At 72.8% G+C, this 12,373-nt stretch carries 9 protein-coding genes; 3 read left to right on the top strand and 6 right to left on the bottom strand.

The annotated features are described in order from the left end of the window. The first annotated feature begins 33 nt into the window (after positions 1-33). Complete coding sequence (locus tag ACGFH9_RS12515) at positions 34-1,173, top strand: hypothetical protein (protein ID WP_393217855.1); 1,140 nt, start codon at positions 34-36, stop codon at positions 1,171-1,173. 213 nt (positions 1,174-1,386) lie between these two features. Next, positions 1,387-2,592 carry a low temperature requirement protein A gene (locus ACGFH9_RS12510; RefSeq protein ID WP_393217852.1) on the top strand — a complete coding sequence of 402 codons (1,206 nt, stop codon included), beginning with the start codon at positions 1,387-1,389 and terminating at the stop codon, positions 2,590-2,592. A gap of 24 nt (positions 2,593-2,616) precedes the next feature. Here ACGFH9_RS12510 and ACGFH9_RS12505 read toward each other — a convergent pair whose 3' ends face one another. Further along, a complete protein-coding gene (locus ACGFH9_RS12505; RefSeq protein ID WP_393217849.1) occupies positions 2,617-3,444 on the bottom strand; it encodes a hypothetical protein in 828 nt (275 codons plus the stop codon). 231 nt (positions 3,445-3,675) lie between these two features. On the opposite strand from ACGFH9_RS12505, the gene ACGFH9_RS12500 reads away from it, so the two are divergent. Continuing rightward, positions 3,676-3,882, top strand: a complete 207-nt coding sequence (locus tag ACGFH9_RS12500; RefSeq protein WP_355239014.1) for a hypothetical protein — start codon at positions 3,676-3,678, stop codon at positions 3,880-3,882. A gap of 228 nt (positions 3,883-4,110) precedes the next feature. Here the strand turns inward: ACGFH9_RS12500 and ACGFH9_RS12495 are convergent, their stop codons facing one another. The 5 genes from ACGFH9_RS12495 to ACGFH9_RS12475 form a co-directional block, all read right to left on the bottom strand. Next, positions 4,111-5,628, bottom strand: coding sequence for a hypothetical protein (locus ACGFH9_RS12495; RefSeq protein ID WP_393217846.1), 1,518 nt, complete (start codon positions 5,626-5,628; stop codon positions 4,111-4,113). 177 nt (positions 5,629-5,805) lie between these two features. Further along, positions 5,806-7,902: an amino acid transporter gene (locus tag ACGFH9_RS12490; protein ID WP_393217843.1), complete on the bottom strand. Its 2,097-nt coding sequence runs from the start codon at positions 7,900-7,902 to the stop codon at positions 5,806-5,808. A gap of 87 nt (positions 7,903-7,989) precedes the next feature. After that, entirely contained in the window at positions 7,990-8,121 is a 132-nt protein-coding gene (locus ACGFH9_RS12485) for a hypothetical protein (protein WP_393217842.1), read from the bottom strand. A 401-nt stretch (positions 8,122-8,522) separates the two neighbouring features. Then, on the bottom strand, positions 8,523-9,293 hold the full coding sequence (locus tag ACGFH9_RS12480; RefSeq protein ID WP_393217839.1) for a DUF5995 family protein: 771 nt from the start codon (positions 9,291-9,293) through the stop codon (positions 8,523-8,525). Between the two features lie 134 nt (positions 9,294-9,427). Continuing rightward, positions 9,428-12,328: an AAA family ATPase gene (locus ACGFH9_RS12475; RefSeq protein WP_393217837.1), complete on the bottom strand. Its 2,901-nt coding sequence runs from the start codon at positions 12,326-12,328 to the stop codon at positions 9,428-9,430. Positions 12,329-12,373 lie beyond the last annotated feature (45 nt).

Here is a 12,373-nt window from a genome sequence, read left to right as displayed (position 1 = left end):
GACTTTCTCGACGACGTGAGAGGGAGGTTCGCCGTGGAGTGGTCTATCGGACACTCGCTGATAGTGGTAGTGGCGTTGTTGCTGGGCCTGGCCGCCGGATGGTTGCTGCGCGGCCGGCAGAGCGCGGGGGTCACTGGCAGGCCCATCGTGGACGGTGATCCCGTCGCTGGTCTGGCCGTGGTCAGCAGCCCGGAGCCACCGGCCACGACCGACGAGGCCCGACCGGCGGCGAGCATCGACTCCCCGCCCGTGGTGGTGGCCGACGAGCCGGCCCCGGTGGACACGGTCAGCGCGCCTGCCGCCGTGACCACCTCGGACGATTCCACGCCGAACGCCGTCGACCCGGGCGACATGGCCCTCACCGACCCCCCGCCACCCGTTCCCACCGCCGAGCGGACCGACGAGATCGACGAGCCGGTCACTGCCGACGAGCAGTCCGGCCCGGCGACCGTGATCGCCCCGCGCCAGCCGCTGGACGACAGCACCGACACGCCGTCGCCCGAGGCCACCCCGGCCGAGACCGCACAGGCGGAGACCACGCCGGTCGACACCACTCCGACCGACACCACACCGGTCGACGCCACACCGGTCGACGCCACACCGGTCGACGCCACACCGGTCGACGCCACACCGGTCGACGCCACACCGGCTGAGACCTCGCCGCTCGACACGACGCCGGTCGACGCCACACCGGTCGACGCCACACCGGCTGAGACCTCGCCGCTCGACACGACGCCGGTCGACACCACGCCGGTCGACACCACGGCGGTCGACACCACGCCGGCTGAGACGTCGTACAACGAGGCGACGCCGGCCGGGACGGCACCGGCGGACGTCGACGACGCCGAGCCGGTGCGGGCCACGCCGCCGGTCCGGGACGCCGACACCACGCCGGCCACGGCGGCGAGCGCGGACACCGACCCGACGGGCCGGGCCGACGACTTCCGCCGTATCCAGGGTGTGGGGCCGAAGATGGCCGCCGCGTTGCAGGCGGCCGGTGTGCGTACCTACGGCCAGCTCGGCGCGCTGGACGAGCCGGCGCTGCGCGACCTGATCCGGGCAGCCGGTCTGCGCGCCGCGCCCGGGTTGACCACCTGGCCCCAGCAGGCCCGGTTGCTGGCCGGCGTCGGTGACGAGGCGGCCGCGGTGCTGCCCGGCGGCGACCAGGGCTGAACCGCCACCGTGAACCCCCGGTCGTCCGCGCGGACGACCGGGGGTTCGCTCGTTCCGGCCGCGTCACGAAGGGTGCCTGCCGCTGCCCGTGATCGACCACCCCGGTCGGGGGACGAGGGGACGAATCCCCAGGTGGCGCGCGGCGCTGCTGGCTAGCGTCGGTCGAGGTGGGCCGGACGGTCCGCCGAGTCCGCCGGCACCGCAGGAGCGAGCGTGCACCTCCCCGCGCCGGAGCCCGGGCCGGAGAGGTCCCGACCACCGGTACGCGACCCGGAGTCCCCGCGACGGGTGACGCTGCTCGAACTCTTCTTCGACCTGGTGTACGTGGTGGCGCTCGCGCTCATCTCGCGGGACATGGTCACCCAGCTCGACTGGCATCGCGCCGGGCAGGCGTTGATCCTCCTGGCTGCCGTCTGGTGGACGTGGGCGATCACCACCCTCGTCACCGACCTGTACGACCCGGAACGAACCGAGATCAAGCTGCTGATCTCCGCCGTCATGTTCGGCGCCCTGCTGATGACCACCGCGATCCCGGAGGCGTTCGGCGCGCGCGGCCTCGTCTTCGCCGGCACGTACGTGGTCATCCACCTCGGCCGCGGGCTGTTCCTGATACCGGCCGTGCGCCGCCAACCGCAGACCCAGCGCCGGGCGTTACGCATCTTCGCCTGGTTCGCCGTGTCGGCGATCCCCTGGATCATCGGCGGGTTCGTCGCCGGCGAGGCCCGGATGGCGTGCTGGGCCATCGCGCTGGCCATCGACTACACGGGCTTCCGGCTCGCGTACCCGGTGCCCGGGCTCGGGGTGGTGCCGGAGCCGCAGCGCAACGTCACGGCCGAGCACCTCTCCGAGCGGTACCAGCAGTTCTTCATCATCGCCCTCGGCGACGCCATCCTGACCATCGGCACGATGTTCAACCTGAACCACACCGAGGCGCAGAACATCGCGTCGTTCGCGGTGGCGTTCGCGACCACTCTGCTGCTGTGGCGGATCTACGTCCACAAGTCCGGCCAACTGCTGCCGTCGGCGATCAAGATGTCCGGCGCACCGGGGAAGTTCCTGTTCACTGCGCCGTACACCCACCTGCTGATGATCGCCGGAGTGGTGACCACCGCCTCCGGGTTCGACCTGGTGCTGCACGACCACCCCGGCCGTACGCCGCCGGCCTGGGTGGCGGTGATCCTCGGCGGCCCGGCGCTGTTCCTGGTGGGTCGGTCCTCGTTCGAGTACGAGGTGTTCAGCAGGGTGTCGCCGTCCCGGGCCGGCGGCCTCCTGGCCCTGTTGACGATCGCGCCCGCGGCGATGTACCTGCCACCGTTGGCCGCCTCGTTCGGCGCGCTGGTGGTGCTGGCCGGGGTCGCGTACGCGGACCACCGCCGCAGTCGAGGCAAGCCGCCGGAGTCCCCCGCACCGCCGCACTGAACCGGCCGCCGGCCGGCGGCCGGTTCACACCAACGCGCCCGCGTACCCCCGGGCCTGTAGCCGCTGCCCGGCGTTGTCGCCGAGGCGGACCTGGAGGCCCAGTGGCACGGCCGCGCGGCGTACGTCGTCGACGTGCAGCGAGCCGTGCCGGTCCACGGTCAGCACCGGCGGCTCCTCCAGCTCGCCGGCGGGCGCGTGGAACGAGAGCAGGGTCACCGAGGTGGTGAGGTAACCCGGGTAGGCGGCACGGGCCACCGCCTCGTCCGGGTGGGCGAGCACCACCAGGTCGTCGAGGTGGGCGAAGTCGGCGGCGAGCGCGCCGGCCTTCCAGTGCGCCGGCTCGTCGGCGGCCCCGGTGTGGTGCCGGGACCGGTTCGCCGACGTGATGTAGAGGTGGTCGGCGCCGGTCTCGGCGAGCGCCCGCTCGAAGAACGTGTTGGACGGGCAGGTGAGACCGGGAGCGATGACCTGGGCGGTACGCAGACCGCTGTCGACCTGTGTCAGGTGCTCGGGCAATCGGTCGGCGGCCGGCCCGCGGAAGCCGAACGGGCCGCCCCCGTAGAGGGCGTCCATCAGGGCCCGCACCCGGCCGACCGGCAATCGCGGCGAGATGCGGGACCAGTCGAACATCCCCGGGATCCGCCCGATCGCGGTGGTGATGCTGCCGACCTGGTGAGCCGCGCGGCCCTTGGCCAGGTTGACCCGGCGCACGGTGGCCGGGTCGGGGCGGGTCACGAGGGCGTAGACGTTGGCGAACGCCACCGCGACGATCGCGCCGCCGGCGAGCGCGCGGGCGGCGACCGCGACGTCCTCGGGGCGGTCGATGTGCAGCGACGGTGTCGGGACGTCCATGGGTCCTCCTCGGCGGGCCGTGAGGCAGTTCTACGTCCGCTGCCCGTTGCGACGGCCGGGTGGGTCGGCGATCCGATAGCAGCCCGCCGATACGTGGTGCGGGCGGCTGATGCCGGCATCAGCCGGACGGACGATGCCGCCGGGCACGCCTTCCGATCACCGTTAGCCGCGCGACCCGATTGGGTACAACGCCTGCACCTCAGATACACCACATTCCTTCAGGAGGCAGCGATGCGCGGCACCTCGATACTCGGAGTCATCGTCGTGATCTGGCTGGTGATCGGTGCGATCGCCGGCGGTCAGCGCGGGTACTACAGCGGCGACGACACCAACTGCGCCGAGGCGGGGACGATCCTGGTCACGGTCGTGGCCGGACCGCTGAACTACATCGGGGCCAACCCGAAGGTGAAGTGCAAGCTGCCCGAGCCGTCCAAGTAGGATCGACGCCGTCGAACGGCCCGCGCCCGTGCAGGGCGCGGGCCGTTCCGTGTCCGGGGTCGCCGGCTCGATCCTGCAGGTCGGGCGCGGGCGGTCGGGGTCGCCACACCGCCCATGCCGTCCTAGGAGGCTGGTTCGGAAGCGTGACTGCGGCGACGGGACGAGCACGCCCGCCCGGACGCTGTCCGGGCGGGCGGATGTGCTCAGGATGGATGACGCTGTCAGGCCTCAGCGGAAGCAGTGGGCGATCGGTACGGCGCTGCCCTCGCAGTTGGTCGGCTCGTTCTCGACGACGACGCTCTCGTCGTCGATCTTGATCTGGGCGTGCTCGGCGAAGATGCCGCCCGGCTTCACCGTGGCCGCGTTGTGGGTGACCTTGGTCGTGTAGAGCGCCACCGAACCCGCGGAGGCGTAGATGCCACCGCCCTTGGACGTCGCGCCGACCGCCTCGTTACCGGTCACGTCGCTGCCGCGTACGAGCAGGTTGGACTTCTCGGCGTAGATGCCGGCGCCGATGCCGTGCGTGGTGTTGCCGGCGACCACGCTGTCGTCGAGGGGCAGCAGACCCTTGACGGTCGAGATGCCGCCGCCGTTGACGGTGGAGGTGTTGCCGCGAATCGTCATCTTGCGCATCACGAGCACCGCGTCGGAGTTGGCGGCGCCGCCGCCGACCTGTGCGGTGTTGTTCAGCAACTCGGTGTCGTACACCTTGGTACGGGCCGAGAAGCTGGCCAGGCCGCCGCCCTGCCCGGCACTGTTCTCGGCGAGCGTGCTGGTGTCCACGTCCGCCGCGCCCCGGTAGTTGCCGAGCCCGCCGCCGTACCCGTTGGCGCTGTTGTGGCGGAACTCCGAACGCTTGACCGTCAGCACACCGCCGTTGAGCAGGCCCCCGCCCTTGCCCGCGGCGCCCGAGGCGCTGTTGCCGACGAACGTGGAGTCGGTGACCACCATGGTGCCGTCGTTGAAGATCCCACCGCCACCGCCCTCGGGCGACAGCGACGTGCTCTGGGTGACGGTGACGCGTTCCACCACCGCCGTCGCGCCGTGCACGACGTGCACGCTGCCGCCCTCGATGGTCGAGCGGCCGTTGTGCAGCTCGACGTCGCGCAGGGTCAGCTCGCCCCCGTCGCGGACGGTGAAGAAGCGGAACGCCTCGGCCTGGGCGTCGCGGGCGATGGTCGCGCCGGCCCCGTCGACGGTGATGGGCTGGTAGATCACCGGCAGGCCGGCCGTGTCGTCGGCCGGGTTGTGCGGCGGGGCGTCGGCGTCCCCGGGGGTCTCCGCGGCGTCGGCCTGCTCCCGGGCGTCCCGAATCCCACCGTCGTACTGGTCGGTCTCGTGGAACGCCTCGGTCAGCGTGTACCGGCACCGGGGAGCGAGCCGCAGCTCCCCGCCGCCCTCCGCGTTGGCCGTCACCAGCGCGGCCACCAGCTTCGCCGCGTCGCAGGGCACCTCGACCACGCCCCGCTTGCCGGTCCCCGGAGTGTGCGGCCGGGCCCGCTCGGCGTCGTCCCCGCCGCGTTCCGGGGTGGACCCGTTTCCGGACCGCCGGTCGTCGTCACGATCGGCCGCGGAGGTCAACCTCCCCAGGACTCCGAGGGAGAGGTCACGGTCGGCGGCGGCGGCGACGCCGGCCACGCCGGCCGCCCCCACCACCAGGCTCCCGGCCAGCAGCCCGCCGGCTAGGAACCATCGGGACCGCCGTCGGGGTCGGGCTGGGCGGTCTCCTGGTCGGTACGTGGACATCCGGTGCCTGCCTTCCTGCGTACGTGCCATGACCACGCCGCATCCGGGCGCGGGGGGGCCGGACGTGCCGCCGACCACCAGATGTCACGATATGACCGCAATACGGACAGGAAGGTGTGAACGTGAATAGTGCTGCCATTCATCTTTTTCGGCACCTTCGGCACCAGAGGGCTCGGTTCACCCGCCGACGTGGATGCCGGGACGACGCAGGGGGTCCCGCTCGGTACGGCGGATGATCTCCCGCACCACCGGCGGGGTGTCCCCCCGACCGAGGATCAGATAGCGCAGCAGGTGCGCGATCGGGCTGCCCTCGGACCACTCGAAGTGCGCGTGCGGACGTACCCCGGTCGCGTCCCGCAGCGCGAGCAGGATCGCGGCGATCGCGTTCGGTGCGGCCGGGCTGCTGGCCCGCAGCACCCGGAAGCCGGCCACCTCGACGCCGTGCACCTGCAGCACCTGGCTGAACCCCGACGGGTCCACCACGTCGATCTCCAGGAACAGCACGTCCGCCGCCCCGGGCACCGGGTTCATCCCCCGCTGCGCCCGCTCCTTGATCGTGTACTCCTTCACCGAACCGCTCTGCCGCTTGTTCGCGATCAGGTGCAACTGCCCGTCGTGGGCCAGCGACTCGGCGACGAACCGGCGGGCCGGTTCGTCGAACTCGATCCGCTCGGCGCGCAGCTCGGTGGTCCGGGTGATCCGGGAGATCAACGACACCGCGATGATGCCGAGGATGAACAGCGCCGAGATGGTGATCCCGTCCGGCTGCTCGATGACGTTCTCCAGCAACGCGTACAGCAGCACCAACGTCAGCACGGTGAAGCCGACAGCCCCGGCGCGGTGGCGACGCCGGATCGCCGAGATGGTCACCGCCACCGCGCCGGAGACCATCATCGCCAGGATCCCCGTGGCGTACGCGCCGGCCTGGGCGTTGACGTCGGCGCGGAAGGCGATGGTGATGGCGACGCTGACCACGGTGTAGACGATCACCACGGGGCGGACGGCGCGTGCCCACTCCGGTGCCATGCCGTACGAGGGCAGGTAGCGGGGCACGATGTTGATCAGCCCAGCCATCGCCGACGCCCCGGCGAACCAGAGGATGAGCACGCTGCTCACGTCGTAGACGGTGCCGAACACCTCGCCGAGATAGGTGTGCGCCAGGAAGGCCAGCGCCCGTCCGTTCGCCGCGCCGCCCGGCCGGAACTCGGCGGCCGGGACGAGCGCCGTGGTCACGAACGTCGTCGAGATGAGATACACCGACATGATCAACGCGGCCGTGGTGAGCAGCCGCCGGGTGTTGCGGATGCGGGCGGCCAGCCGTGCTGCCCGGTCCGGTCCGTCGGCCGCCACCAGGGGCATCATGCTGACTCCGGTCTCGAAACCGGACAGCCCCAGCACCAGCAGCGGGAAGGCCAGCACGGCGGTGAGCAGCACGTGCCCGGGTCCCCCGCCGCTCGCCGTCAGGGCCGCCGTCCAGTTCGACACGATGGCGGGATCGTCGGCGATCCGGGCCACCGCGACCACCACGATCACCGCGTTGAGCACGAGGAAGACCGCCACCAGCGGGATGGCGACCACCACGGCCTCGCGGAAGCCGAGCAGGAACACCCCACCGAGGACGAGCAGCAGCGCGACCGTGACCAGCACCGGCACCGCCCGGCCATGCAGGGTGTCCGGCAGGTACGGGTTCTCCAGCAGGTGCACGGTGGCGTCGGCCGAGGACAGGGTGATCGTGATGATCCACGAGGTGGCCACGAACCCGAGCAGCACGAGCACGAAGATCTTGCCCCGCCAGAACGGCAGCAGTCGCTCCAGCATCGCCACCGAGCCCTGCCCGTGCGGGCTCTCCTGGGCCACCCGGCGGTACATCGGCAGCATGCCGAACAGGGTCAGCGCGACGATCAACAGGGTCGCCAGCGGCGAGAGCGCGCCGGCGGCCACCGCGGCGATGCCCGGCAGGTACGACAGGGTGGAGAAGTAGTCCACGCCGGTCAGGCACATCACCTGCCACCAGGCGTGCCGGCGGTTCTGCCCCTCGGCCGTCTCCGGGCCGGGCGGCTGCACCTGGTGCTCGAAGAGCCACCGCCGCAGCGGGCTGGCCGGCGGCGCCGCGCGGGCCGGACTCTCCACCCGCTCGGGCACCACGACACCCTGCCGACCACCCCGGTGCGGGCGGGCCGGATCGCGAGCGGCGCGCAACGCCGGGTCCGGCCCGGTCGGCGTGTGGCGTCGTCCGTCCCAGCGTCGCGGTTTCGCCCGGTGCTCGTCAGCCATCGCCCGTCCCACCCTCGCAGGTCCTGATCCGACCGTAGGTGTCAGCCGACGGCCCGAGCGGCGGAACCGGGTAGCCGGGTGCCCTGGTCAGGACAGGTCCGCGCCGGTGGACGGCGGAGGTGGGGTCGCCGGCTCGACGACGCTCACCGCCGGGCGACGGTGGCCCCCACCGGCCACCCGGGCCGGCGGACGACGCGCGGCGGTCGGGGCTGCTCTCATCGCGCACCCGGTCGGGCGGCGGGCCGCGAAACCGGGCCGCCCGGCCGCAGGGGACCGGGCCGCGCGGGACGGGGTCGGGCGGCGGGACGGCGCCGGGCCAGGACGGTCATGGCGCGGGCGTACCCGGAACGGGCCCGCCGACACCCCCGGATGTTCCCGCTTTCACGCCCCTGCCGACGACCGACGCCGTTCCCCGCCCGCCACTGACCCGTCGCCGGCCGGCACCCCCCGGGCCGGCCGACGACGGCAGACGGTCGACACCCCCCGGGCCGACCGGCTGACTCCCCGGCTGCCGCCGGTCAGAGCCGGCTGGCTGCGCGGGTAGGTGGAGCGGGCGGGGCGGTTTGCGTCCCCGCGCTCCGCCGCCCCCACGGGCGGAGCGCGGGGACCCCCCGTCCCGGCTACTGCAGGAACGCCCCGAGGGGCGAGAGCAGCAACCGTCCGAGCGCCGCGGCGTTGTCGTCCAGCCGCGTACGCTCACACTCGTGGGCGTCCGGATCGTGCCGGCACCGCCAGATCTTCTGCGCGTTCCGCCAGGCGACATCGCGGGTGTACTCGACCAGTTCCCCCTGGTACCAGTCGTCGATGTCGCCGTTGAGCATGTCGATGAGCAGCTGCCACCGCTCCAGGTAACCCCGCCGCAGACCGGGGATCTTGTCCGCGAAGATGTTGTTGATCTCGAGGTAGTCGTGGTGCTGGTCGCTTCCGTCGACCGGCTCCGACTCCAGGTGGTCGAACGTCGTCACCAACGCGAACGGCAGGTCGAAGTTGATGTGCGCGTTCACACCGGCCGCCGCCGACGGCAACGGCCGGGCGTCGGGCCCGCGCATCCGCTCGAACAGACACGACCAGGCCTTGGGCGTGCCCGGGCTGGAGTCGGTCCAGAGCCGCATGGCGTCGAAGTAGCGGGCCGCGAACTCGACGTCCAGGCGGGAGAGGAACGCCGGGTCGACGAACCTGTCGTCGTACAGGCCGTCCAGCACACTGCTCGTGATCGTCAGGTAGAGCCTGTTGAAGTCGGCGAGCGGGCAGCTCGCCTCCAGCGGAGGCAACCGCACCAGCATGTCCTGGAGCTTCGTGAGATGGTCGACCACCGCCGGCACGTCCGCCGGGTGATCGGCGAGCAGGTCGACGATGTCCCGGTGCACGGGCCCCCAGACGGGTTCGGTCATCTCTCCTCCATGATGGTCGTGGCACCCCCGGCGCCGTCGACGGGGCACAGCCTCTCAGCCGACAGCCGCCGCCGGGATCAGTAGAACGACGTATCCCCGGCGCACAACGGCGCCGGGGATACGTAGGGGTGTCGTCAGCCGCGCGCGTTGCGCAGGTGGATCGCGCTGGCCTGCACGCGAGTGCGGACCTGCAGTTTGTCGAAGATGTGCGACACGTGCACGCCGATGGTCCGCTCGCTGATGAACAACCGCTGCCCGATCTCCCGGTTGGTCAACCCCTCGGCGACGAGCGCGAGCACCTCCCGCTCCCGCGCGGTGAGGGCAGCCAACTCGTCGTCGGCCGGCTCGACCGACGCGGCGGCGCGGGTGCCGTCGGCGCCGTCCCGCTCGTCGAGGGACACCCGGGCCCGCCCCGCCAGCTCCCGGATCTCCGAGGTCAACGGCACCGCACCCAACCCCTGCACCACCCGGTACGCCTCCCGGAGCAGCTTGCCCGCGGTGGCCACCCTGCTGCGCCGGGCGAGCAGCGCCTCGGCCTGACGCAGCCGCGAGTAGGCCGCCGGGTAAGGGTGGTTACGGCGGTCCCACTCGGCGACCGAGGCGGCCCACAACTCCGGGTCACTACTGTCGAGGCGGCTCACCTCGGCGGCGCACAACGCCAGGAAACCGTCCACCACCGAGCGCACCGGTCGGGCCGCGGACGCGCTCTTGCGCGCGACCCGATCGGCGACGTCGCGCAACCGACGTACCGCCGTCGGGTCCACGGCGACGGTACGACTGGCGTGCGCCTCCGCCTCGGCACGCAGCCCGTGCCACACCAGAGCCGACAGGATCGTCACGTCGTCCGAGCGGCTCTCGGTCAGGCCACGCTGGACGGCCTGCCGCGCGACGTCGTGCCGGCCCTCCCACATGGACAGTCCGGCGCGCAGCGTGAGCAACGGGATGACGTGCCGCGCCCCGCCACCGGCCAGCACGGTCGCCACCGCTTCGAGATCCCGGTCGGCGGCGGCGATGTCGCCGTAGCCCACCGACAGCCGGCAACGGGCCAACAGCAGCTCGACGGCGTCCGCGCCGGACGGCCGGTGCCGCAGCGCGGCGGCGACCACCTTCTCCGCCTCGGCCCACTGCCCCACCCGGAACAGCCCGTTCGTGGCGATGGCCAGCAGACGGGTCTCCCAGGTACGCCCCAGACCCAGCTCGGCCACCCGCTCGGCACCCCGACGGGCCACCACCACGCCCTCTTCGAGGATGTTGAGCGGCCCGGTCAACAACTCCGCCAGGTGCAGGTACGCGCAGGCCACGTCCTCCGGCTGGCCGGAGCGCTCGGCGGTCTCGAGAGCCTGGCGCATCACCGCCAGACCGGCGTCCGGGTCCTCCAGGTACGCGTCGCTGAAACCGAGCGCCGAACTGGCCAGCACCACCTCGGTGGTGGAACCCTCCACCTCGGCGGCCAACGCCAGCGCCTCCCGGGCGCGCCGGCCCGCGTCGGCATACCGACCCAGGTGCAGCAGCAGCTCGGCGAGTCGCGCGGCGGCGGTGGCCCGGTCCCGTGGCGAGCAGTCCGCCGCGTCGAGGGCCCGCTCGTACTCCTTCTCCGCGAGGGCGGAGCGGCCAGCGGCGGCCAGGTACCGCGCCCGGCGGATGTGCAGCGAGCACCTTGGCCCGCCACCCCGGACCGCTGCCAACTCCTCCAGCAGCGCCAACGCGCGGGCGTGCTCCCCGCAGTGGTGGGCGGCCTCGGCCGCGTTGCCGAGCAGCTCCACCCGGTCCACCTGCGACGAGCCGGAGTCACCAGCCAGCTGCAACGCGGCCGTCCAGTGGCGGTGCGCCTCGGCGTACCCGTGCAGTCGCTCGGCCTCCTGCGCGGCACCGACCGCCGCCGGCAGCGCTCGGGCCGGCTCGCCGGCCAGCCGCCAGTGGTACGCCAGCCGGGCCTGGCGCAGCTCTCCCGGCGCCGCGGTCAGCGCCTCGGCGTAGCGGCGGTGCAGCCCGGAGCGCTCGGCCGGCAACAGCTCGTGCGCCAGCACCTCGGCGACGAGCCGGTGCCGCAGCCGGTAGCCGTCGTCGGCACCGACCAGCAGTCGGTGCGCCACGGCGGCACGGGCGGCGTCGATCAGCTCGTCCTCGGGCAGGCGCAGCACCTCGGCCAGCAGCCAGTGCTGCACGGGCTCGACACCGGCGGCCACGGCGTGCACCACGGCGTGCGCGTGTTGCGGCAGCGCGTCGACCCGGTCGAGGAAGATCTCGCGCAGCGTCTCGGACAGACCGTCCCGCCCGTCACGCAGGTCGCGGGCCAACTCCTCGATGACGAACGGGTTCCCGCCGCTGCGCTGCCAGACCTGCTCGGCCGCCTCGGCGGGCAACGCGCGGCCCACCACCGCGGCGGCGAGCTGCTCGGTGTCGGCACGGTCCAGCGGGGACAGGTCGAGCACCCGCACCGTCCGCAGCCGACGCAGCTCGGTGAGCACCCGGCGCAGCGGGTGCGCGCCCTGCAACGATTCGGCGCGTACCGCGGCCAGCACCGAGAGTTGCAGGTCGCCGAGGCCGGCCAGCAGGTAGAGCAGCAGTTGCCGGGTGCTGCGGTCGACCCACTGGAGGTCGTCCAGGATCAGCACCAGCGGTCGTCCCTCGGCGATCAGGTGCAGACCCCGGGAGACGCGTTCCAGCAGGGTGCCCGCGCCGTCCGGGCCGCCGGTCTCGTCGGCGAACACCTGCAACAGCCCGCGTACGGCCGAGGAGGTACGCGCCTGCGCGGCGGTCAGGTCGGCGTCGAAGCGTCGCAGCGCCTGGAGTAACGGGTGCAGCGGCGAGGCGTCGCCGATGTCCAGACAGCTGCCGGTCAGGACCAGCGCGCCCGTCTCGCGCAGTCGGACGCCGATCTCGCCGAGGAGACGGGTCTTGCCCACACCGCTCTCGCCGGTCAGGAAGACGGCGGCCGTCTGTCCCTGTGCCACGTCACCGAGCAGCGCCGACCGAACCGTCTGCACCAGCTCGGCCCGGCCCACGAGCGGTGCGGTGTCCACATCGCTGGCCATGGAACGCAGCCTAATCACACGCCCCCCGACCGTTCTACGGCCATC

It is taken from the genome of Micromonospora sp. NPDC049102, assembly GCF_043197485.1.
In the GTDB taxonomy this organism is placed as follows: domain Bacteria; phylum Actinomycetota; class Actinomycetes; order Mycobacteriales; family Micromonosporaceae; genus Micromonospora.
The sequence above is the reverse complement of the archived record's forward strand: the minus strand, read 5'-3'. Positions and strand labels throughout refer to the sequence as shown.